General features: G+C 48.0%; 20 protein-coding genes. 12 read left to right on the top strand and 8 right to left on the bottom strand.

What is annotated here, in order from left to right:
* Positions 1 to 31 precede the first annotated feature (31 nt).
* Together glnD and map are read right to left on the bottom strand one after the other, a co-directional pair.
* The gene (glnD, locus tag B8880_RS09100) at positions 32 to 2,614 is read right to left on the bottom strand and encodes a bifunctional uridylyltransferase/uridylyl-removing protein GlnD (RefSeq protein ID WP_084257382.1); all 2,583 of its coding nucleotides are present in this window, start codon (positions 2,612 to 2,614) and stop codon (positions 32 to 34) included.
* A gap of 65 nt (positions 2,615 to 2,679) precedes the next feature.
* Positions 2,680 to 3,483 carry a type I methionyl aminopeptidase gene (gene map / locus B8880_RS09095; RefSeq protein ID WP_084257299.1) on the bottom strand — a complete coding sequence of 268 codons (804 nt, stop codon included), beginning with the start codon at positions 3,481 to 3,483 and terminating at the stop codon, positions 2,680 to 2,682.
* A 184-nt stretch (positions 3,484 to 3,667) separates the two neighbouring features.
* Here map and erpA point away from each other — a divergent pair, with 184 nt between their 5' ends.
* The gene (gene erpA, locus B8880_RS09090; RefSeq protein ID WP_084257298.1) at positions 3,668 to 4,009 is read left to right on the top strand and encodes an iron-sulfur cluster insertion protein ErpA; all 342 of its coding nucleotides are present in this window, start codon (positions 3,668 to 3,670) and stop codon (positions 4,007 to 4,009) included.
* 194 nt (positions 4,010 to 4,203) lie between these two features.
* On the opposite strand, the gene B8880_RS09085 is transcribed toward erpA, so the two are convergent.
* The 3 genes from B8880_RS09085 to B8880_RS09075 are packed head-to-tail and all read right to left on the bottom strand — an operon-like array spanning position 4,204 to position 7,651.
* Entirely contained in the window at positions 4,204 to 5,511 is a 1,308-nt protein-coding gene (locus B8880_RS09085) for a sodium ion-translocating decarboxylase subunit beta (protein WP_084257297.1), read from the bottom strand.
* A gap of 11 nt (positions 5,512 to 5,522) precedes the next feature.
* Positions 5,523 to 7,337: a sodium-extruding oxaloacetate decarboxylase subunit alpha gene (gene oadA / locus B8880_RS09080; protein WP_084257296.1), complete on the bottom strand. Its 1,815-nt coding sequence runs from the start codon at positions 7,335 to 7,337 to the stop codon at positions 5,523 to 5,525.
* Between the two features lie 29 nt (positions 7,338 to 7,366).
* Positions 7,367 to 7,651 carry an oxaloacetate decarboxylase subunit gamma gene (locus B8880_RS09075; RefSeq protein ID WP_084257381.1) on the bottom strand — a complete coding sequence of 95 codons (285 nt, stop codon included), beginning with the start codon at positions 7,649 to 7,651 and terminating at the stop codon, positions 7,367 to 7,369.
* 214 nt (positions 7,652 to 7,865) lie between these two features.
* Between B8880_RS09075 and B8880_RS09070 the strand changes: the two genes are divergently transcribed.
* The 11 genes from B8880_RS09070 (at position 7,866) to B8880_RS09020 (ending at position 20,060) form a co-directional block, all read left to right on the top strand.
* Positions 7,866 to 8,240, top strand: a complete 375-nt coding sequence (locus tag B8880_RS09070; RefSeq protein ID WP_084257295.1) for a YacL family protein — start codon at positions 7,866 to 7,868, stop codon at positions 8,238 to 8,240.
* A 405-nt stretch (positions 8,241 to 8,645) separates the two neighbouring features.
* Positions 8,646 to 9,923 carry an HAAAP family serine/threonine permease gene (locus tag B8880_RS09065; protein WP_084257294.1) on the top strand — a complete coding sequence of 426 codons (1,278 nt, stop codon included), beginning with the start codon at positions 8,646 to 8,648 and terminating at the stop codon, positions 9,921 to 9,923.
* An 88-nt stretch (positions 9,924 to 10,011) separates the two neighbouring features.
* A complete protein-coding gene (locus tag B8880_RS09060; protein ID WP_084257293.1) occupies positions 10,012 to 11,379 on the top strand; it encodes an L-serine ammonia-lyase in 1,368 nt (455 codons plus the stop codon).
* 298 nt (positions 11,380 to 11,677) lie between these two features.
* The gene (gene mfd, locus B8880_RS09055; RefSeq protein WP_084257292.1) at positions 11,678 to 15,124 is read left to right on the top strand and encodes a transcription-repair coupling factor; all 3,447 of its coding nucleotides are present in this window, start codon (positions 11,678 to 11,680) and stop codon (positions 15,122 to 15,124) included.
* A 350-nt stretch (positions 15,125 to 15,474) separates the two neighbouring features.
* Positions 15,475 to 16,059 (top strand): D-sedoheptulose 7-phosphate isomerase, encoded by a 585-nt coding sequence (gene lpcA / locus B8880_RS09050; RefSeq protein ID WP_084257291.1) that lies wholly within the window; start codon positions 15,475 to 15,477, stop codon positions 16,057 to 16,059.
* A 39-nt stretch (positions 16,060 to 16,098) separates the two neighbouring features.
* Positions 16,099 to 16,737, top strand: a complete 639-nt coding sequence (locus B8880_RS09045) for a tellurite resistance TerB family protein (RefSeq protein WP_084257290.1) — start codon at positions 16,099 to 16,101, stop codon at positions 16,735 to 16,737.
* Between the two features lie 213 nt (positions 16,738 to 16,950).
* Positions 16,951 to 17,679 (top strand): arginine ABC transporter ATP-binding protein ArtP, encoded by a 729-nt coding sequence (artP, locus tag B8880_RS09040; protein ID WP_084257289.1) that lies wholly within the window; start codon positions 16,951 to 16,953, stop codon positions 17,677 to 17,679.
* Between the two features lie 44 nt (positions 17,680 to 17,723).
* A complete protein-coding gene (locus tag B8880_RS09035; protein WP_084257288.1) occupies positions 17,724 to 18,443 on the top strand; it encodes an arginine ABC transporter substrate-binding protein in 720 nt (239 codons plus the stop codon).
* Positions 18,444 to 18,452: 9 nt separating this feature from the next.
* Positions 18,453 to 19,124 (top strand): arginine ABC transporter permease ArtQ, encoded by a 672-nt coding sequence (gene artQ / locus B8880_RS09030; protein WP_084257287.1) that lies wholly within the window; start codon positions 18,453 to 18,455, stop codon positions 19,122 to 19,124.
* Positions 19,121 to 19,807 carry an arginine ABC transporter permease ArtM gene (artM, locus tag B8880_RS09025; protein WP_084257286.1) on the top strand — a complete coding sequence of 229 codons (687 nt, stop codon included), beginning with the start codon at positions 19,121 to 19,123 and terminating at the stop codon, positions 19,805 to 19,807. Before artQ ends, artM begins: the two co-directional genes overlap by 4 nt.
* Positions 19,808 to 19,916: 109 nt before the next feature.
* Positions 19,917 to 20,060 (top strand): entericidin A/B family lipoprotein, encoded by a 144-nt coding sequence (locus tag B8880_RS09020; RefSeq protein WP_084257285.1) that lies wholly within the window; start codon positions 19,917 to 19,919, stop codon positions 20,058 to 20,060.
* 91 nt (positions 20,061 to 20,151) lie between these two features.
* Here the strand turns inward: B8880_RS09020 and B8880_RS09015 are convergent, their stop codons facing one another.
* The 3 genes from B8880_RS09015 to pepB form a co-directional block, all read right to left on the bottom strand.
* Positions 20,152 to 20,379: a zinc ribbon domain-containing protein gene (locus tag B8880_RS09015; protein WP_084257284.1), complete on the bottom strand. Its 228-nt coding sequence runs from the start codon at positions 20,377 to 20,379 to the stop codon at positions 20,152 to 20,154.
* A gap of 17 nt (positions 20,380 to 20,396) precedes the next feature.
* A complete protein-coding gene (gene ndk, locus B8880_RS09010) occupies positions 20,397 to 20,819 on the bottom strand; it encodes a nucleoside-diphosphate kinase (RefSeq protein WP_208610903.1) in 423 nt (140 codons plus the stop codon).
* Positions 20,820 to 20,918: 99 nt separating this feature from the next.
* The gene (gene pepB, locus B8880_RS09005) at positions 20,919 to 22,229 is read right to left on the bottom strand and encodes an aminopeptidase PepB (RefSeq protein ID WP_482811875.1); all 1,311 of its coding nucleotides are present in this window, start codon (positions 22,227 to 22,229) and stop codon (positions 20,919 to 20,921) included.
* Positions 22,230 to 22,244 lie beyond the last annotated feature (15 nt).

Here is a 22,244-nt window from a genome sequence, read left to right as displayed (position 1 = left end):
TTTATTCCTCATAATTCAAACATAATCCTACTCAAAGTGCGGTCAGCAAGGCTTGCCGTAACCGCTCTCTTTCCGTTTCGGTCAAGGCCTTGTTTTCGCGGTTCGAGAGAATGAAAAAATCCTCGGCACGCTCACCGACGGTGGTGATTTTGGCATTCAGCAAGTTCAATCCCTGCTCACTGAAAACATTACTGATCGTCGCCAATAAACCCGGTTTATCCAATGCAATGATTTCCAGTTCGGTCTGATTACGTTTTTCAATATGCAGAAACCGCACTTCGGTGGCGACATGAAAATGCTGTAGCTTGTTGTTGATTTTCTTACTGATCGCCGGTGTATAGTCGCTTTTCAGCGCATTCAACACGCTTTCTTCAATGCTGCGGCGGCGATCGTATTTCGCCAGCACCCCGCTGGTTTCGCTGATAATAAACGAATCCAACGAATAGCCGTCATTGCTGGTCAGAATCTGGGCATCATGAATCGAAAGATTCTTCGCTTCAATTGCCCGCACCACCTTGTTGAACAAGTGCGGTTGATCCGGACAATAAACAAACAATTCCGTGCCGCCTTGTGAAAAACGGTTGCTGGATTTGACGATAATCGCTTCATCGGACTGACACACCAGCTCGACATGCCACGCCAACTGTTGCGGATTGTTCCGCAAAAAATAGTCCTGCGGACAACGCTGCCAAAAATCATTCACCGTGCGTAATTTCAGGGTTTCATCTTGCAATAACGGTTGCAGCAATGCCAACGCGCGTAACCGGTGCTGCAAGATCTGATCGCTGCTGTCCAATACATAATCAGTACCTTGTTCCAATTGCTGGCGGGTGAATTGATACAGGGTTTTGATCAGCGAGCGCTTCCAACTATTCCACAGCGTGCCGTTGGTCGCACTGATGTCCGCCACCGTCAGACACGTCAAATAATCCAAGCGCAGTTGATATTTCACACTATTGGCAAACTCCAACACCACTTGCGGATCATAAATATCACGCCGCTGCGCCGTCACCGACATTTTCAGATGATTCAGCACCAACCAAGCCATCGTTTCCGCCTCTTCTTCGCTAAAGCCGTGTTTTTGCGCGAAATCATAGACATCAATCGCCCCCAGTTCGGCATGATCACCACCCCGCCCTTTGGCAATATCATGGAAAAGTGCGGTCACATACATCAGGCTACGGCTGACCAGCTGCGGAAATAGTTCCACACATAAAGGGTGCGCTTCAGCCTGTTCCGCCTCCAAAAAACTTTCCAGCTTGAGCAACACCCGCACCGTATGCTCGTCCACCGTATAAGCATGAAACAGATCGAACTGCATTAATCCGCTGATATTGTTCCACTCTTCGCAATACGCATTCAGCACGCCATGCTGATGCATCGCCACCAGCGCACGCTTAATCGCATTCGGTTGTTCGAGCAGTTGGATAAATTTTTGCCGCGCCAGCGGATAATCAATCAGATATTGCGTTTTTTGCATCAGTGCCAAACGCAAACGGCGCAAGGTGGACGAATGAATGATGGCTTGCGGTTGACAGGTCAAGTGATAAAACAGATCCAAAATCGTATCCGGACGCAAAAGAAAACAGTCTGCCTGCCGCAACTGAATCGCTTGATTTTTCAGTTCAAAATTCTCGTCCAGCACCTCGGCCGCACAATCATCGCAACGTTGCAGAAAATGTTCCTGATAATGTTGTAACAACAGTTCCGTCAGTTCACGCACTGCTTGCGCACTGCGGAAAAAGCGCTTCATCATCGCTTCAACCGCTTCATTGCCCTGCCCTTGATAACCCAACATTTCACTGACTTTCAACTGCCGGTCAAATAACAGGCGGTTATCATAACGTTTAATCACCAGATGCAACGCAAAACGCAATTGAAATAAAAAATGCTGCGCCGCATTTAAAATACGGTGTTCTTGCGGATAGATAAAGCCGGAATCCAGAATATCCTGTAAATTTTTTGCGCCCACATGACGCAAAGCGATCCAATATAGCAAGTGCAAATCACGCAGCCCGCCCGGACTGTATTTGATATCCGGTTCCAGATTGTAACCGGTGTTGTGGTAACGCTGGTAACGTTCGGCTTTTTCCTGCATTTTGCCGGCAAAAAATCCGTCAATCGGCCAAAAATCGGGGGCTTTAAGCGCATTTTTCAGTTGAGTGAAAAGTGCGGTCCGTCCGGACAGAAAACGGGCTTCCAGCAAATTGGTGGCAATACTGATATCGTTTTTGCCTTCGCTCACGCATTGCTCAAGGGTGCGCACGCTATGCCCCACTTCAAAACGGCAATCCCATAAAAATTGGATCAACTGTGCAATAGTCTGTTCTTGCTCAGGCGAAAGTGCGGTTTCACTCAACAACAAAATATCCAGATCGGACAGCGGAAACATCTCTTCACGCCCGTAACCGCCGACCGCAATCAATGCCAGCGGTTGCTGATCCAAGCCGAATTGCCGCCATAAACGGCTTAGCAGCTGATCGTAAAACCGGCTGCGTCGGCGGATCAGTTGGTTGACGTCAGTTTGGGCAAACTGCGCCAATTCCTGACTTTTCAGATCTTGCAACTGGGTTTTGATATCGGCAGGGGTAAGAGGTTGGCTGTCGGTTTTCATCATCTGGCTACTTTTTACTGATTAACAAACAAAAAACGCCCGAACAGGGCGTTTCTTAAGCGGATTTATTCATTGACCATCAGGCGCGAGATGCGCCCTTCGGCGAGCTCCTCATCACGAATGGTCATGACTTCGCAGCCGTTTTCCGTGACCACAATTTGATGTTCATATTGCGCCGACGGGCTACGATCTTTGGTTTTCACCGTCCAACCGTCCTTCATCAACCGCACTTCGCGCCGTCCGGCATTCACCATCGGCTCGATAGTAAACACCATGCCCGGTTTTAAAACCACGCCGCCGTCATCGGCATAATAATGCAGCACTTGCGGATCACAATGGAATTGGTTGCCGATGCCGTGTCCGCAATACTCGCGCACTACCGAACAGCCTTTGCTTTCCACATATTGTTGGATATTGCGTCCGATTTGGTTCAGACGAATCCCGGGTTTGACCGTGCGCAAACCGATATATAGCGACTCCAGCGTCACTTCGCATAGGCGCTTGGCTTTAATCGACGGCTCGCCGACCAGATACATTTTGGAATTATCGCCATAGAATCCGTCTTTGATTACGGTCACGTCGATATTAACGATATCGCCGTTTTTCAACACTTTGTCATCACTCGGAATGCCGTGGCACACCACTTCATTCAGCGAAATACAGGTCGCTTTCGGAAAACCGTGGTAATTTAAACACGCTGGAATCACCTGTTGCACCTCTGTCATATATTTGTGGCAAAGGCGATCCAGCTCACCGGTGGTCACGCCCTCTTTCACATAAGGTTCGATCATCACCAATACATCTTGTGCCAATTTACAGGCTGCTCTTATTTTCTCCAGATCCGCTCCGGTCCAAACGGGAATATTCATTGTCATAACCTTTTTTATCTTCAAAATCGTCAGCGAATAATAGCATTTTCTATCGCAAGAAACCATTTGGCAAACCGCTTAAACTTTTTGAAAAGCGATTTTTACGCTTTTTTCGCACAAAAATGGTGCTATAATGCCCGAATCTTTTTTCTATACCGAACGAGTACATAACGTGGGAGTACTTATGAGTGATATGGCGATTCCTTTGAATTTTACCGATGCCGCCGCCAACAAAGTCAAAAATTTGGTTGCCGACGAAGAAAATCCGGATTTGAAACTGCGGGTTTATATCACCGGCGGCGGTTGCAGCGGGTTTCAATACGGCTTCACTTTTGATGAAAAAATCAATGACGGCGATTTGACCATTGAGAAAAACGGCGTGGCGTTGGTGGTGGATCCTATGAGCCTGCAATATTTAATCGGCGGCACGGTGGACTATACCGAGGGCTTGGAAGGCTCGCGCTTTATCGTCAATAACCCGAACGCCACCACCACTTGCGGCTGCGGCTCTTCTTTTAGTATTTAATAAGTAGTATTTAAGCTAGTCGTCTTTAAGCTGGGTATTTAATCGAGTTTAACGGCGTTAAACCGCACTTTTGTGTTTTAACCCGTTTTGTTTTAATCTATTTTTTAATCCATTGAAATAAAACGATGATAAAAAGGTGTTATGATTTTACGCATAACACCTTTTTTGCTTTTAAGACAACAGCTTGCTATTTGCTATAACATTGCCGAGATATATTTCAACATAACGCCGGCAGCAATCGCCGAACCGATAACGCCGGCAACATTCGGCCCCATCGCATGCATTAACAGGAAGTTTTGCGAATCGGCTTCCAGACCGACCTTATTCGCCACCCGCGCCGCCATCGGCACGGCAGACACACCGGCCGCGCCGATTAACGGATTGATTGGGCTGGTTTTGCTAAAGCGGTTTAACAATTTCGCCATGATGATCCCACTGGCAGTCCCGATAGCAAACGCAATCATGCCAAGCAGCAAAATGCCCAAAGTTTGCGGTTGCAGGAATTTATCGGCCACCAGTTTTGCCCCGACGGATAGTCCTAAAATAATGGTGACAATATTGATCAGCGCATTTTGCGTGGTATCGCTCAAACGATCGACTACGCCACTGACCCGCATCAAATTACCGAAACAGAACATTCCCAGCAACGGCGCCGCGTCCGGCAGCAGTAAAGCAACCAACAATAGCAGCATGATCGGGAACAGGATTTTTTCCCGATTACTGACATTGCGTAACTGCACCATGCGGATTTTTCGCTCGGCTTCGCTGGTCAAGGCTTTCATAATCGGCGGTTGGATTAGCGGTACCAATGCCATGTAAGAATAGGCTGCGACCGCAATCGCACCCAGTAATTCCGGCGCCAGTTTGCTCGACAAATAGATCGCCGTCGGGCCGTCGGCGCCGCCGATAATCCCGATTGAAGCGGCTTGCGGCAGGGTAAATTCGATAATGCCCAACCAGTTTAATGTCAGTGCGCCGAGTACGGTAGCAAAAATACCAAACTGGGCTGCCGCCCCCAATAACAGGGTTTTCGGATTCGCCAATAGCGGGCCGAAATCCGTCATGGCGCCGACGCCCATAAAGATCACCAACGGCGCAACCCCGTAGCCAATCGCAACATTATAGAACAGCGCCAAAATACCGGTGGTATAGCCTTGATCGGCGGCATAACTTTCCAACTGCGTCACCACCGACGGAAGTGCGGTATTCATCGCAGCCTTAATCGACGCCAAGTCTGCAAGCGAATTTAATTTTGCGGCGACAAAAGTCAGTTGCTCGGCATTGCCCGAATGCAGCAGATTATCCAGCGCGGTCATCGCCATTCCTGCATCAGGAATGTTCGCCAATAAACCGCCGAAACCAATCGGCAACAACAGCAACGGCTCGAATTTACGCGCAATCGCCAACCACAACAGCAGCAGACTGACCACGATCATAACGGCTTGCCCCGCTTCGAGGTGCATTATCCCCATTCCCCTTATCAGGGCGTAAATACTTTCCATAATCCGCTACCTTATGCCAAATTCATCAAGCGATCGCCCACCGCTACAATATCACCGGCTTTCACCGCAATGCCCTGTACGGTTCCGGCTTGTACGGCACGGATTTCAGTTTCCATCTTCATCGCTTCCAACACCAGCAAGACTTCGTCTTTCGCAACCTGCTGCCCTTCCGACACCAGAACTTTCCAAATATTTCCCGCCATTGGCGCAGCCACTTCCACACCACTCGCAGCAGCCGCTACGCTCGGTTGGCTTGCCGCTGTTTGAGTTGGTGTCGGGCTAATATCGCCCACTTCGCCGCCTTCGCTGACTTTCACGACAAAGGCTTTACCGTCCAATTCAACGGTATAAACCGCTGCGCCGGAGGCGGTCGCTTTTGTTGCTGCTGTTGCCGCTTTTTGCGTGGTTTTCGATTGTGACGTTGTCACTTCAACAGGCGCTGGCTCAAAGGCTGCCGGATTACCGCGGTTTTCCAAGAATTTCCAACCGACTTGTGGAAATAGCGCAACAATCAGCACATCGTCTATCGGATCGTCAGACAATGTTATCCCTTTCTCCGCCGCTTGTTGTTTCACTTCCGTTGTCAATTTTTGCATTTCCGGCGGCAAATGATCTGCCGGCCGATCGGTAATCGCCGCTTCGCCGTTTAACACTTTGGCTTGCAGCGCCGCGTCCACCGCCGCCGGCGTGCGTCCGTATTCGCCTTTCAAAATACCGGCGGTCTCTTTGGCAATGGTCTTATAACGTTCGCCCATCAGCACATTGATTACCGCTTGCGTGCCGACAATTTGCGAAGTCGGTGTAACCAACGGTATATAGCCTAAATCTTTGCGTACCCGCGGAATTTCTGCCAATACCTCATCCAGTTTTTGCGACGCATTTTGTTGTTTCAATTGGCTTTCCAGATTGGTCAACATACCGCCCGGCACTTGCGCGACTAAAATACGGCTGTCTGAACCCTTCAGTTGTCCCTCGAAGGCTTGGTATTTTTTGCGTATTTCACGGAAATACGCCGCAATTTTCTCTAGTTTATGGATATCCAGCCCGCTGTCATATTGCGTACCTTGCAAGGTGGCAACCAACGCCTCGGTCGCTGGATGTCCGTAGGTTCCGCTCATCGAAGAAATGGCGGTATCCACACCGTCCACTCCGGCTTCAATCGCTTTCAACAGCGCCATTTCCGCCATGCCCGTCGTTGCATGGCAATGCAAATGCAGGCGCACATCGTAGCGTTTTTTGATTTCACTCACCAATTCATAGGCCGCCATCGGGGTTAAAATGCCGGACATATCCTTGATCACCAGCGAATCCACGCCGATTTCCAACAATTGCTCGGTCACGTCCAACCACGTTTCCAGCGTATGCACCGGACTGGTGGTGTAACTCAGCGTACCCTGCGCGTGTCCGCCCTGTTTGCGCACCGCTTGCAAGGCACAACGCATATTGCGCGGATCGTTCATCGCATCGAACACGCGGAACACGTCCATGCCGCCGGCAACCGCTCTTTCCACAAAACGCTCGACCACATCATCGGCATAATGGCGATATCCGAGCAAATTTTGTCCGCGCAGCAACATTTGCAACGGTGTTTTCGGCATGGCTTTTTTCAGTTCGCGCAAGCGCACCCAAGGATCTTCCCCCAAAAAGCGAATGCAAGAATCGAACGTCGCTCCGCCCCATGATTCCAGCGACCAATATCCGATTTGATCGAGTTCGGACGCAATCGGTAACATATCGTCTAGGCGCAGACGGGTTGCAAACAGGGATTGGTGGGCATCACGCAATACCACATCGGTAATCGCAATCGGGTGTGCTGATCTTGTCATGAGAAAACTCCATTAATGTGATAAAAAAATTAATTATGCTGGCGACGGTGGTGCGCAATTGCGGCGACAATAATCGGACGCAACGCTTCAATGTCATTGACACCAGATGAAGCAACTACGGTAGTGTTTGCGGTAGTACTTGCGATAGTCGTTGCTTTGTTGCGGAGAGGCTTAATCGGTTCAGGAAAAAATCGGTTGGTGAGATAAGACATCAGGCGGATAGCGAAAATGAGAATAAAGAGAAACAGTAATACGAAGCCCATTCCCGAAACCATTAAAGAAATGCCTTCCCCCATCAATTCTGCAGCTGTCATCATAGATAAACCTCAAGAGATTATAAAATTATCGCAGTTGTTATAGCATACTTAAAATTCAATTGACAAATGTTGTGATAGATCAATTCGGCTTTAAGTCTTTACCGTCATTTGATTAATCAATGCCACCCTCTATTTTTATTTACCGCAACTCTTGCTAAAATGCAAATTAATTTTCGTACTCAAATTAAACATCAAGGTCTGACAAAACACTATGGATTTTCAATTTACTTTCGATTATCGCGGCAAGCCGATCGCCCGTTGCAGCATGGATCATGAGGCAGTCGCCAGTTGGATTAACAGCGAAATTGACGGCGATTTAGCGGCGCTCGATACTGTTTTCAGCACAATCACACAAGCTAAAAACAGTACCGTACCGCACTTTGAACAACGTATCGAAGGGCGTGAATTTTCCATTTCGATCAATGCGGAAGAAGTGATGGTGCAAGCCAACAGTTTGGGCTTTGAGATGGAAGAAGCACTGGAGGACGGTTTCAGCTATTACGATCAAGAAAGTCTGGCATTTTGCGGACTGGACGATTTCGAACATTTTTTAAGCCGCTATCGAGATTTTATCCGCAGCAAATAACCGCACTTGGTTTTTGTCAGGTTTTCTACCGCACTTTTAACGTGCACTATTTTTAAATAGTAAAGTTTTAAATAGCAAAGTGCGGTGTTTTCAATTAGAAAAAAACCACACTAAATAACACCACAATATCGCGCATAAAATAAACACACCATCAGAGTGATTTAAATTTAACCAGTCAAAAAACAGACAACTTACGCTTTTAAAATATAAAACAACCTATTCTTTTTAACAAATTATGCAACATATTTAACCATCCCACATTTATATTGTCGGCAAGATCACAAATTCCAAATTCCTTATTTGTATTTAATACCGCACTTGCCTATTATCGCGCCGTCGTAGCATAAGCCTACCAATCAAATTTCATAATTTGATTAAAATTAATTCAAATAAGGATAAGAAAATATGGAACTCAGTGATATTAAGGCAGCACCGCTGGCTGAAAGTAAGAAATGGAATAAATTTGACAGCGCTTGGGTGCTGAATCTTTTTGGAACGGCGGTCGGTGCAGGCGTACTGTTTCTACCGATTAACGCCGGTATGGGCGGATTTTGGCCATTGGTCTTTATGGCGTTGATTGTCGGACCGATGACCTATTTGGCGCACCGCGGATTAAGCCGTTTTGTGCTGTCTTCAAAAAATCCGGGCAGTGATATTACCGAAGTGGTGGAAGAACATTTTGGCAAAACCGCCGGAAAATTAATTACTTTGCTTTACTTCTTTGCTATTTTCCCGATTCTGTTGATTTATGGCGTCGGTATTACCAACACCGTCATCTCTTTTATGGAAAACCAACTCCATCTCGCCGCACCGCCGCGCATAATACTGTCCGTCGTCTTAATCGCCGCATTAATCGCAGTTATGCTGATGGGCGAAAAATTCATGTTGAAAGTAACGGAATGGTTGGTTTATCCGTTGGTTGCGATTTTATTCGCCCTTTCGCTTTATCTGATCCCCGAATGGACAACCGCATCTTTGCAGCAACTGCCTAGCGGCGGCGCATTTTTATCGACATTATGGCTGACCATTCCGGTATTAATTTTCTCGTTTAACCACTCGCCGGCAATCTCTTCCTTCACTTTGTCGCAACGACGCAAATATAAAAACGACGAAACGACCGAATACCACACCAATAAAGTGTTGCGCGGTACGTCCGGCTTATTATTGTTATTTGTAATGTTATTCGTTTTCAGCTGTGTATTGACCCTGACACCTGAAGAATTAGTATTGGCCAAACAACAAAACATTTCTATTCTGTCGTTTTTAGCCAATAAATTTGATAACCCGTATATCTCTTATTTCGGTCCGTTAGTTGCCTTTTTAGCCATTACCAGTTCATTCTTTGGTCATTATTTAGGTGCCAGAGAAGGTTTGGCCGGATTAATCGTTAAAATGAACCGTGATGCGGGAAAAACAGAAATTAACCATAAAAAATTAAATTATATTACCGCACTTTTCTTCCTGATTTCACTGTGGATTGTCGCTACAATTAATCCGAGTATTTTGGGCTTAATCGAATCCTTAGGCGGCCCGATTATTGCGATGATTCTCTTTATCATGCCGATGTACGCCATTCGTAAAGTGCCGGCGATGCAACGCTATCGCGGCAAATTCAGTAACGTTTTTGTCACTGTGATGGGCTTGATTGCGATTTCAGCAATCGTTTATGTCCTATTCCGTTAATGTAAAATTCGCGTATAATCGCGCGGCAACAAACCTCTGCTTATTCGGCGGAGGTTTTATACATAATAAGAACGACATTGGATAAATTATGATTAGTGTTTTTGATATTTTTAAAATCGGCATCGGGCCGTCCAGCTCGCATACCGTCGGCCCGATGAAGGCCGGAAAACAGTTTCTTGACGACTTGGCGCAACAAGAGCTGTTAGCGCAAATCGATCAAATCAAAGTTGATGTCTACGGCTCGCTTTCCCTGACCGGCAGAGGGCACAGCACCGACACCGCCGTAATTATGGGGCTTGCCGGTTATTTGCCGGAAGATGTCGATATCGAAGGCATTCCTGCGTTTATTGACAATCTGAAAAAAACCGCACTTTTAGCGATTGCCTGCGGACAATATCAGGTGAAGTTTGATTTTGAGCAGGATTTGGTTTTTCAGCGTGAATTTTTACCGCTGCACGAAAACGGCATGAAAATTCACGCCTTGCGGCAAGGAAAAGTGCTTTACTCGCAAACCTACTACTCTATCGGCGGCGGATTTATTGTCGATGAAGCGCATTTTAACCAAGTGGTGGAAAACGAAATCAACGTGCCGTTTCCGTACCGCAACGCCGCCGATATTCTGAAACAGTGTAAAGACAACGGCTTGTCGATTTCCGGTTTAATGCTGAAAAATGAAATTGCCCTGCACGGCAAAAGTGCGGTCAACGACTATCTGCAACGCATTTGGCAAACCATGTGGGATTGCATGCAACGGGGTCTGAATACCGAAGGGCTGCTGCCGGGGCCGCTAAAAGTCACTCGCCGCGCGACCGCACTGCGCCATATGTTGGAGTCTAACAACAGCCTGTCGAACGACCCGATGAAAATTATCGACTGGGTGAATATGTTTGCCTTGGCAATCAACGAAGAAAATGCCGCCGGCGGACGGGTGGTGACTGCGCCGACCAATGGCGCTTGCGGTATCGTTCCGGCAGTTTTGGCGTATTATCAACAGTTTATCGCCCCACTCACCGAAGAAACCATCGCCCGTTATCTGCTGACCGCCGGCATTATCGGCTCGCTATATAAAATGAACGCCTCGATTTCCGGTGCCGAAGTCGGCTGTCAAGGCGAAGTCGGCGTGGCTTGTTCGATGGCATCGGCCGGACTGACCGAAATCTTGGGCGGCACGCCGGATCAAGTTTGTATCGCCGCCGAAATCGGCATGGAACACAATTTGGGATTGACTTGCGATCCGGTCAACGGACAGGTGCAAGTGCCGTGTATCGAACGCAACGCCATCGCATCGGTCAAAGCGATCAACGCCAGCCGCATGGCGCTGCGCCGCACCAGCAGCCCGTCGGTCAGTTTGGACAAAGTGATTGAAACCATGTACGAAACCGGCAAGGACATGAACTCCAAATACCGTGAAACCTCCACCGGCGGCTTGGCAATCAAAATTTTGCCGTGCGATTAATGCCTATTTCTCTATTAAAAGCGGTCTGCGGATCGCTTTTTTTTATCTTTGCGATCCCGCTTCCGCTTTTTTTCGCCAATTCTCGCCTTTAACGCTGCGTTCTATACCTACGCTGTTTAACACATAAATTATCAATGATAACAATGGCAATGGACATCTGGCGAGGCTTTTTAACGCAGCAGATGCGTTTTCAGGGACGAAAAACAACCGTAAAATCGAATTGTCAGGAAGCCCTAGCCTCTAAGCATAATGTTAGTTAAACTAGGCACTTATTTTATTTCGTCATCAATCAGAAGCTATGAATACCCTATTCTCCTTAAATTTACCGCAAGCGGCGGCGGATCATAAACGGCTCGGTAATGTTATCGCCGACAGCGATGTATTGGCGATTGCCCAAATCGCAGAGCAACATCAGGGTTTAACGGTGGTCGTGACCGCCGATACCCGTCATGCGTTGAGTTTGGAAAAAAAATTAAGCCGTTTCAGCCAACGCAAAATCTGCTTTTTCCCTGATTGGGAAACCCTGCCTTACGACAGCTTCTCTCCGCACCAAGATATTATTTCCGCCCGTTTAAGCGCGCTGTTTTTCCTGCAACAACCGCAACAAGCGATTTTTGTCTTGCCGATCAACACGCTGATGCAACGCCTGTACCCGCCAAAATTTTTAAGCAACAATGTTCTGTTGATCAAACAGGGCGACAAACTGGTGCTGGACAAATTGCGCCTGCAATTGGAAAATGCCGGTTATCGCGCGGTGGAACAGGTGTTGGAACACGGCGAATATGCGGTGCGCGGTTCGTTGTTGGATCTATTCCCGATGGGCAGTGACGAACCGTTCCGCTTGGATTTTTTTGATGATGAAATTGATTCGATCCGCACTTTTGATGTCGACAGCCAACGCACGCTGCATAAAATCGAGCAAATCAACCTGCTGCCGGCACATGAATTTCCGACCGATGACAAAGCAATCGAGTTCTTTCGCGGTCAGTTCCGCGAACGCTTTGAGATTCGTCGCGATCCGGAGCATATCTATCAACAAATCAGCAAAGGCACGCTGGTTTCGGGGATTGAATATTGGCAACCGCTCTTTTTTGCCGAAATGGCGAATCTGTTTGACTACCTGCCGGACAACACCCTGTTTGTCGATTACCAACACAATGACGAGCGCAGCGAACGGTTTTATCACGATGCGCAACAGCGTTTCGAAAGCCGTAAGGTCGATCCGATGCGACCGCTGTTGCCGCCGGAACAGCTTTGGTTACGCAGTGATGAAATCAATCGTCACCTGAAAAACTACCCTCGTTTAACCCTGCATAACGAGAAATTACGCAATTCGGTGCGCCAAAATAATTTACCGGTCAGCCTGTTGCCTGAGCTGACCATTAACGCCCAACAAAAAGAGCCGCTGAAATTATTGCGCCAATTCGGCGAACAGTTTGACGGGCATATCCTGTTTTCGGTTGAAAGCGAAGGGCGGCGCGAAACGCTCTTAGAACTGCTGCGCCCGTTAAAACTCAAACCGCACTTTATCCAAACCCTGTCACAACATTCCGAACATCATTACAACCTGATTATCAGTGGCTTGGATAACGGTTTTATTGTCAATTGTGACCAAAGCCAGAACCAAAAACTGGCACTGATCAGCGAAACCAATTTATTGGGCGAACGGGTACAGCAACGCAAACGCGATCAGCGTAAAACCGTCAATCCCGACACCTTGATTCGCAATTTAGCCGAACTGAAAATCGGACAGCCGGTGGTACATCTCGATCACGGCGTTGGGCGCTACGGCGGCTTAACCACGCTGGAAACCGGTGGCATTACCGCTGAATACCTGATTTTAGACTACGCCGCCGATGCCAAATTATATGTGCCGGTCTCCTCGCTCTACCTGCTCAGCCGCTATGTCGGCGGCAATGAAGAGAGTGCGCCGCTGCATAAACTGGGCAGCGATGCTTGGAGCAAAGCCCGTCACAAAGCCGCAGAAAAAATCCGCGATATCGCCGCCGAATTGCTTGATATGTACGCCAAACGCGAAATGCAGAAAGGCTTTGCTTTTCAATATAATAAAGAAGAATTCAAACAGTTCGCCGACACTTTCGCCTTTGAGGAAACCCTTGATCAGCAAACGGCAATCAATGCGGTGATCAGTGATATGTGCCAGCCGAAAGCAATGGATCGCTTGGTATGCGGCGATGTCGGCTTCGGCAAAACCGAAGTGGCGATTAGAGCGGCGTTTTTAGCTGTGAATAATGATCGCCAAGTGGCGATTTTAGTGCCGACTACTCTGCTGGCGCAGCAGCATTATGACAATTTTAAAGATCGTTTTGCCAACTTGGCGGTCAATGTGGAAATGCTGTCCCGTTTTAAAACCGCCAAAGAACAAAAAGCGATTTTAGCGCAACTGGAGCAAGGCAAAATCGATATTCTGATCGGGACGCATAAATTGTTGCAATCCGATGTGAAATTTAAAAATTTGGGCTTGTTGGTGGTTGATGAAGAGCACCGTTTCGGCGTGCGGCAAAAAGAGCGGATCAAACAACTGCGTGCCAACGTGGATATCCTGACCCTGACCGCAACGCCGATTCCGCGCACGCTGAATATGGCGATGAGCGGTATGCGCGATCTGTCGATTATCTCCACTCCGCCGGCACGCCGTTTGACCATTAAAACCTTTGTGCGTGAAAACGATGATCTGCTGATTCGCGAAGCGGTGTTGCGTGAAATTCTGCGCGGCGGACAGGTGTATTACCTGCATAACGATGTCGCCACCATTGAAAATTGCGCCGAACAACTGGCGAAATTAGTGCCGGAAGCGCGCATTGTGATTGGGCACGGACAAATGCGCGAGCGGGATTTGGAACGGGTGATGAGCGATTTTTACCACCAACGCTACAATCTACTGGTCTGTTCGACGATTATTGAAACCGGCATAGACGTGCCGACCGCCAACACGATTATTATCGAACGGGCGGATAAATTCGGCTTGGCGCAATTGCACCAATTGCGCGGCCGTGTCGGGCGCTCGCACCATCAGGCCTATGCCTACCTGCTGACCCCGAATCCGAAACGAATGACCAAAGACGCCTTAAAACGTTTGGAAGCGCTGGAAAGTCTGGACAATCTTGGTGCCGGCTTCGTACTGGCAACCCACGATTTGGAGATTCGCGGCGCAGGCGAACTGCTCGGCAGCGAACAGAGCGGACAGATCGAATCGATCGGCTTCTCCCTTTACATGGAATTGCTCGAAAGTGCGGTCAACGCGCTGAAAGAGGGGCGCGAGCCGTCATTGGACGAACTGACCCAACAACAAGTCGAGATCGACCTGCGTATTCCTGCCTTGCTACCGGAAGAGTATCTGGGCGATGTCAATATGCGGCTGTCGTTCTACAAACGCATCGCCAGCGCCATCAATCAGCAAGAACTGGACGAATTGAAAGTGGAATTAATCGACCGCTTCGGTTTATTGCCGCAAGCCGGTAAAAACCTGTTGCAAATCGCCGAACTGCGCCTGTTGGCAAAACCGCTGGCGATCCAAAAAATCGAAGCCCACGCACAAGGCGGCGCATTGGAATTCAAAGCCAATGCAGAACTGGATCCGCTTAAATTCTTGGCGTTAATCCAACAACAACCCAATATCTTCCGCTTCGACGGCCCAACCAAATTCCGTTTCAACAAAACCACCGAAACGGCACAAGAACGGTTGGCGTTCGTGGAAGAGCTGGTGAAAAGTTTGTTGGATTGAGTTGAGATATAAACCGCACTTTTGTGGTCTGAACAGCGACTGATTTTGACCGGAAAGTGCGGTATCTGTAAATATTACAAACGATAAACCAGCCATGCTCCCTGAGCGCACTTGCTGTCCTCCTATGAAAATGGCTTTGGATTTAATGACGTCCTCTTCCCCAAAAGGTTTATATCGTTTCCGACGGTTTATAGCTGTCGTCAATGAGGGTAAAACAACGTATTAAAGCTAATAATAACTACCCTTTTAATCATTTTGCATGGATAAAATAAACCTTTTATCCATACCATTCCCTCCGATTATGTTTTACAATGCAAGTGCTAAATCTCACCGGAATTGAGGAAAAAATTATGTACTTAGAACAAATTAAAGCGGAATTAAACGAAGCAGCAGAGGTATTGGAAAAATTTATCAATGACGAAAACAACATCTGGCTTATTCAACAAGCCGCGTTGTTGCTTTCGGACAGTTTCAAGCAAGGCGGCAAAGTGCTGTCGTGCGGCAACGGCGGTTCGCATTGCGATGCGATGCATTTTGCAGAAGAGTTGACTGGACGTTATCGCGAAAACCGCCCGGGCTATCCGGCGATTGCGATTTCCGATGTCAGCCATTTGAGTTGCGTCAGTAACGATTTTGGTTATGACTATGTCTTTTCGCGCTTTGTCGAAGCCGTCGGCAACAAGGGCGATGTGTTGTTCGGGCTGTCCACTTCCGGCAATTCGCAAAACGTGTTGAACGCGATTGAAGCAGCAAAAGCCAAAGGCATGAAAGTGATTGCGATGACTGGCAAAGACGGCGGTAAAATGGCGGGCTTGGCCGATGTGGAAATCCGCGTACCGCACTTTCGCTACGCCGACCGAATTCAGGAAATCCATATCAAAGTCATTCATATTCTGATGATGTTAATCGAGTTTGAGATGGCAAAATCGGCTTAATATTCCATTAGGCATTTATTTTCAGCAAGGAGAACCGTAATGAACGATTTATTCAGCCAATTACAAAGCCGTCTTGGCAATATGATGAAAGATGAAAATTTTTCCAAAATAGCCAAAAGTGCGGCAGTCGGTGGTCTGGCAGGTTTGATTTTAGGCAATAGCGGCGCACGCAAAGGCGTGGCAAAAGCCGGTAGCTACGCCGCTTTGGCCGGTGCAGCGTGGTTGGCCTATCAAAAATGGCAGCAACGTAAAAACGGTGGCGTGGCACAAGAGTTAGACTTTGATCCGCAAACCCAGCAAGAAGCCATCACCTATGCGAATAATACTTTGTCTGATGACAAAATTGTCTTGTTAACGCAAGCAATGGTTTTTGCCGCGCGTGCCGACGGGCAAATTGATCAACAGGAGAAACAGCAAATCCATAAAGGATTGGCGCAGTTAGGCCATGCCGCTGATGCCGAGCAACTGATTAACCAGTGGTTAAATGCGCCTTTAGATCCGCAAACACTGGCGCAGCAGGTGCAAGATCAGCAACAGGCTGCCGAGGTCTATATGGCGTCCCTTTCGGTGATTGATCCCGATCACTTTTTAGAACAAGCCTATATGCAACAACTGGCACAAGCCTTGAATTTACCGTCGGACTTGAAACAGCAGTTGGAGCTGACCGCTAAACAATAAAATTGTTTCTGTCATTAAAGGGAAGTCGGCACTTCCCTTTTGTTTTTCTGCCAAACAACCGCACTTTTTTTATTCAATTTTATATTTCATGCGCTAAATCTGAATTTTTATGCGATTTTGTTCGCGTTTTATGAGATTTTATTTGCATGACGCATTTTTTATTATTACTATTCCGCATTATTTCTTTTATCCTATTTTAGATACTTTGGCGACATGACGATCAGTATTAAAAACCTCAATTTTTTCTACGGCAGCAAGCAAGCCTTGTTTGACATCAATTTTGAATCCCAAGACGGCGATATTATCGTATTGCTAGGACCAAGCGGTGCCGGAAAAAGCACGCTGATCCGCACGTTAAACCTGTTGGAAGTGCCAAAGAGCGGTCAGCTGACGATTGCCGGCAATCAATTCGAGCTGTCCGCCAATACCGATGCGAAAAAAATCCGTAAATTGCGCAAAGACGTCGGCATGGTGTTTCAGCAGTATAACTTATGGCCGCACTACACCGTATTGGAGAATCTGATTGAAGCGCCGATGAAAGTGCTGGGTTTGAGTAAAACGGAAGCGGTCGAACGTGCCGACGGTCTGTTAAAACGGTTGCGGGTAGAGGATCATGCCCACCGCTTCCCGCTGCACCTCTCCGGCGGACAACAGCAACGGGTGGCGATTGCCCGCGCGTTGATGATGAAACCGCAAGTGTTGCTGTTTGACGAACCGACCGCCGCCCTCGATCCGGAAATCACTGCGCAAGTGGTCGCCATTATCGAAGAATTGCGCGAAACCGGTATTACGCAGGTGATCGTCACCCACGAAGTGGCGGTGGCGCGCAAAGTGGCGACCAAAGTCATCTATATGGAACAAGGTAAAATTATTGAAATGGGCGGAGCGGATTGTTTCCACAAGCCGCAAACCGCCGCATTTGCGCATTATTTATCGCATTAAGTTCGTTTTACTTCTCTCTTTCTTCTGACATTAAGGAGCTTACCATGAAAAAATTACTCGCAACCGCACTTTTGGCAACCGCTTTCTCTGCCAATGCGTTAGATATCACCTTTGCTACCGAACCGACCTACCCACCGTTTGAAAACACCGATTCCAACGGCAACATCGTCGGGTTCGACATTGATATCGCCAATGCGATCTGCGCTGAAATTCAAGCGAACTGCAAATTCCAAAGCCATGCGTTCGACAGCTTGATTCCCAGTTTGAAATTCAAACGTTTTGACGCTGCGATTTCAGCGATTGACATCACCGAAGAGCGCGCCAAGCAAGTCAGCTTCAGCAACCCTTACTATGACAGCTCCGCCAGCTTTATCGTGGTAAAAGATAAAGCCGATTTAAGCAGTGCAAAAAATATCGGCGTACAAAACGGCACGACATTCCAACAATATATTGCGGAAAACGGCAAACAATACAGCGCCAAATCTTACGCCACCTTGCAAAGTGCGATTCTCGATCTGAAAAACGGCCGAATTGACATTATCTTCGGCGACACCGCCGTGTTGGCAGACTGGATGAAAACCGATGACAGCCTGACGTTCACCGGTGAAAAAGTCACGGATCCGAAATATTTCGGCAACGGTTTGGGCATTGCCGTGAATCAAGCCAGCAGCGAGTTACTGGCAGAATTGAACAAAGGTTTGGCGGCAATCAAAGCCAACGGCGAATACCAAAAAATTTATGACACTTGGATGTCAGGAAAATAATCATCATCTATGTTTAGCAATTTTCTTTCGCTAATGCTTTCAGCCACCCTGATGACGTTGGGGTTGGCTGTTTGCGCATTAATTTTAGGTTTGTTGTTGTCCATGATTTTCGTGGTGCTGGAAACCGCCAAATTAAAATGTATCCGTAACACCACCTCGGTGGTGTTAACCCTGTTGCGCGGTTTGCCGGAAATTCTGGTGGTGCTGTTGATCTATTTCGGCTCGACCCAAGTGCTGTTTATGCTGACCGGCGATTTTATCGAATTCAGCCCGTTTTGGTCTGGGGTGGTGGCGCTGGCGATCATCTTCTCCGCTTACGCCTCGCAATCGTTGCGCGGTGCGATTCAAGCCATTCCGTTGGGCCAATGGGAGTCCGCCTCTGCACTCGGGCTAAACCGTGCGCAAGCCTTCATAGCGATTATTATGCCGCAAGTCTGGCGTCATGCTTTGCCCGGCTTGAGCAATCAATGGTTAATTCTGCTGAAAGATACCGCACTTGTGTCGCTGATCGGCGTCAATGATCTGATGCGGCAAGCGGAGCTAAGCAATGCCAACACGCATCAGCCGTTCACTTGGTACGGCATTGCGGCACTGCTGTATTTAGCCGTGACGATTTTGAGTAAAATCGGCATCGCCCGTTTAGAGCAACGCTTCACCCGATTTGAACGGGAGGCGGCATGATCAGTGATTATTTTGCCACGATTGCGCAAGGGATTCCGACCAGCTTGGCATTGACGGCGGTCGCCTTAATCATCTCCTTTATTCTGGCGGTGCTGTTTACCTTTATCCTATCGCTGGAAAACCGCACTTTGAAAGTCTTGGTCAACGGCTATATCACGCTGTTTACCGGCACACCGCTGTTGGTGCAGATTTTCTTAATCTATGCCGGCCCGGGGCAATTCCAATGGATTATCGACAGTTCGGCTTGGTCACTGCTGTCCAATGCGTGGTTTTGCGCAATGTTGGCATTGGCGTTGAACAGCGCCGCCTATTCGGCGCAACTGTTCCACGGCGCCGTGAAAGCGATTTCCAAAGGACAATGGGAAAGCTCCGCCGCCTTGGGCTTAAGCCGCTGGCAGACTTTGCGTATTTTGGTACCGTTCGCTTTAAAACGCGCTTTGCCGTCTTACACCAACGAAATCATTTTGGTGTTTAAGGGCACCTCGTTGGCTTCCACCATCACCATTATGGATATTATGGGTTACGCCAGACAGCTGTACGGCACACAATATGACGCCTTGCTGATTTACGGCATCGCCGGCGCGATTTATCTGGTAATCACCGGCATCGCCACGCTGTTTTTACGCCGTTTAGAGAATAAAGTGCTGTCGTTTGAACGCTTAGAAACCAGTAAAAGCCATTAAATTCAATATGCTTTAAGCTTGTTATTTGCATTTTAGCGGTGTAGTATGGAGTCAGTAGTTAACTTAACTACTTATCAAATCCCTAAAACTTAACGCAGGAGAAGTTACGATGAAACTGATTTGGACTCTGATTTTAGCTGCAACTGTAGGTGTATTATCCGCCTGTAATACCGTAAAAGGCGCGGGACAAGACATTCAATCCGCCGGCGAAGCCATTGATAACAGCGCCACCAAAGTACAAAATAAAATGTAATCGCACAGTATCTTGTGCGATTTACCCGCTATGCCGAACGGAGATCTGTTCGGCATTATTTTTTGCCTTATTTACTGCAATAAACGGCATTTTAATCGGTCAATAATGCCGCCACGCCGATAAACACCGCAAAAATCAGCAACCAGATAAGCTGTAATTTAGCGCTTTTACGGTTAACTTCTTTTTTATGTTCACGCAGGCGTTCCAACTGTTGCTTGTAACGTTCCAAATCCTGCGGATCAAATGAAAAACCACAGGACGGACAAGTTTTGGCGCTATCGCTGACTTTATGCCGACATTCCGGACAACGGGTTAACATAAATCCTCTCCTTACGCTTACCCGCGAGGAAAAATTTCATTTTCACTGAAAAAATACTCAATTTCCCGTTTGGCAGAAGCCTCTGAGTCGGAGCCATGCACCGCATTAATACTTTTGCTGGTGGCAAAATCAAACCGGATCGTGCCTGCCGCCGCCGCTTGCGGATCCGTTGCGCCGATCAATTCACGGTATTGCGCGATCACATTCTCCCCTTGCAACACCGACACCAGCACCGGCCCTGATGTCATAAATTGCACCAGATTGTCATAAAACGGTTTGCCTTTGTGTTCGGCATAAAATCCACCGGCCTGCTCTGCGCTCAAGTGCACCATTTTACTGGCTATAATCGTAAAACGGGCGCTTTCAAAACGGGCTAGAATCGCACCGATCAGATTTTGTTTTACCGCATCAGGCTTAATAATGGAAAGTGTTTGCTGCATAGCGAATCCTTTTGGTTCAGGGAAAGTGCGGTCTGACCGCACTTTCGGCATAATCTAGTTTATTTATATGGTGGTCGGATACAAATTCCCGATCGGGCATTAATCGTTATCGGCCTTGCTTAACAATAAATTTGCCAAGCTGTTAACCCCGATTCCGGTGGCACCGGCTGCCCACAGCGGACTGGCGGATTTCCTAAAGGTGGCGGAACAATCGATATGCAGCCAATTTTTCTGATATTCTTTCAAAAAGTGGGAAAGAAACGCCGTTGCCGTACTCGCGCCTGCCCCCATTCCGGTCGGAAGCGATGAGGTGTTGCTGATATCGGCAAAAGCGGAGCTGACCTGCCCGCGATGGAAACTTTCAAACGGCAAGCGCCAAAACGGTTCATTTTCTTCTTTGGCGGCGGCAAACAGCGCATTGACCAAATCATCGTCCATTGACAACACCGAATGGTAGTCATTGCCGACCGCCATTTTCGCTGCGCCGGTCAAGGTGGCGCAATCAATGATAAATTGCGGCTGTTGCGCCTCGGCATCAATCAAGCCGTCCGCCAACACCAAACGCCCTTCGGCATCGGTATTCAACACTTCCACCGTCACGCCGTTGCGATATTCAATGATATCGCCCAGTTTAAACGCACGGCTGCTGACCATATTCTCCGCACAGCACAAGTACAGTTTCACCCGTTTGTTCAAGCCACAGGCTATCGCCAAGCCTAATGCGCCGGTTAACAGTGCCGCACCGCCCATATCGGAACGCATGGAGTCCATCGAATTGCTCGGTTTCAGGCTGTAACCGCCGGTATCAAACGTGATCCCCTTGCCGACCAGACACGCCATCACCGGCTCGTCCGGATTGCCGCTCGGGTTGAAATCCAGTTGCAGCATTGCCGGCAAATTGGCCGATCCTTTGCCCACTGTCCAAATCCCGTTATAACCGCGCGCTTTCAGTTCTTCACGGGCGACAATATGGTAAGAAACCGCACTTTCCACTTCGGCATGTTGTGCCTGCTGTAAAATGAAATCGGCGGCACGATGCGCCAGTTCTTGCGGCGTGATCACATCGGACGGCAAATTGATCAGCTCGCGTACAAAATCACCGCACTCCAGCAAACGGAACAGTTGCTGTTGATCGGCATCACTCAATTCCGACGGAAATTCAATCGCGAAATCCTGTTTTGCACCGTAAAAGCCTTGATAAAACGCCCAACAAGTTTGTAAGTTCCAGTGTTTTCCGTCCAGTTCGACATCATTAATCCCCTGCGTACGCAATTTGCGCGCCGCTTGCTGGATTTTATGCAAGGATTTCTCGTCCCCGAAATGGACTTTTGCCACGCCGTCATCAAAACTCAACACCGCATTTTTTCCCCAAATGTCGGCGGCTTGTTTTTTAGTTAAATTAATTTTCATATTCATACTGATACT

Origin of the sequence: Pasteurella testudinis DSM 23072 (assembly GCF_900176075.1) — a bacterium.
GTDB lineage: Bacteria > Pseudomonadota > Gammaproteobacteria > Enterobacterales > Pasteurellaceae > Chelonobacter > Chelonobacter testudinis.
This window is presented reverse-complemented; position numbering and strand designations above follow the sequence as displayed.

Excerpts from the sequence above, each read along its gene's own strand:
- glnD (WP_084257382.1), bottom strand. The coding sequence starts at position 2,614 with ATGAAAACCGACAGCCAACCTCTTACCCCTGCCGATATCAAAACCCAG.
- map (WP_084257299.1), bottom strand. The coding sequence starts at position 3,483 with ATGAATATTCCCGTTTGGACCGGAGCGGATCTGGAGAAAATAAGAGCA.
- erpA (WP_084257298.1), top strand. The coding sequence starts at position 3,668 with ATGAGTGATATGGCGATTCCTTTGAATTTTACCGATGCCGCCGCCAAC.
- B8880_RS09085 (WP_084257297.1), bottom strand. The coding sequence starts at position 5,511 with ATGGAAAGTATTTACGCCCTGATAAGGGGAATGGGGATAATGCACCTC.
- oadA (WP_084257296.1), bottom strand. The coding sequence starts at position 7,337 with ATGACAAGATCAGCACACCCGATTGCGATTACCGATGTGGTATTGCGT.
- B8880_RS09075 (WP_084257381.1), bottom strand. The coding sequence starts at position 7,651 with ATGACAGCTGCAGAATTGATGGGGGAAGGCATTTCTTTAATGGTTTCG.
- B8880_RS09070 (WP_084257295.1), top strand. The coding sequence starts at position 7,866 with ATGGATTTTCAATTTACTTTCGATTATCGCGGCAAGCCGATCGCCCGT.
- B8880_RS09065 (WP_084257294.1), top strand. The coding sequence starts at position 8,646 with ATGGAACTCAGTGATATTAAGGCAGCACCGCTGGCTGAAAGTAAGAAA.
- B8880_RS09060 (WP_084257293.1), top strand. The coding sequence starts at position 10,012 with ATGATTAGTGTTTTTGATATTTTTAAAATCGGCATCGGGCCGTCCAGC.
- mfd (WP_084257292.1), top strand. The coding sequence starts at position 11,678 with ATGAATACCCTATTCTCCTTAAATTTACCGCAAGCGGCGGCGGATCAT.
- lpcA (WP_084257291.1), top strand. The coding sequence starts at position 15,475 with ATGTACTTAGAACAAATTAAAGCGGAATTAAACGAAGCAGCAGAGGTA.
- B8880_RS09045 (WP_084257290.1), top strand. The coding sequence starts at position 16,099 with ATGAACGATTTATTCAGCCAATTACAAAGCCGTCTTGGCAATATGATG.
- artP (WP_084257289.1), top strand. The coding sequence starts at position 16,951 with ATGACGATCAGTATTAAAAACCTCAATTTTTTCTACGGCAGCAAGCAA.
- B8880_RS09035 (WP_084257288.1), top strand. The coding sequence starts at position 17,724 with ATGAAAAAATTACTCGCAACCGCACTTTTGGCAACCGCTTTCTCTGCC.
- artQ (WP_084257287.1), top strand. The coding sequence starts at position 18,453 with ATGTTTAGCAATTTTCTTTCGCTAATGCTTTCAGCCACCCTGATGACG.
- artM (WP_084257286.1), top strand. The coding sequence starts at position 19,121 with ATGATCAGTGATTATTTTGCCACGATTGCGCAAGGGATTCCGACCAGC.
- B8880_RS09020 (WP_084257285.1), top strand. The coding sequence starts at position 19,917 with ATGAAACTGATTTGGACTCTGATTTTAGCTGCAACTGTAGGTGTATTA.
- B8880_RS09015 (WP_084257284.1), bottom strand. The coding sequence starts at position 20,379 with ATGTTAACCCGTTGTCCGGAATGTCGGCATAAAGTCAGCGATAGCGCC.
- ndk (WP_208610903.1), bottom strand. The coding sequence starts at position 20,819 with ATGCAGCAAACACTTTCCATTATTAAGCCTGATGCGGTAAAACAAAAT.
- pepB (WP_482811875.1), bottom strand. The coding sequence starts at position 22,229 with ATGAAAATTAATTTAACTAAAAAACAAGCCGCCGACATTTGGGGAAAA.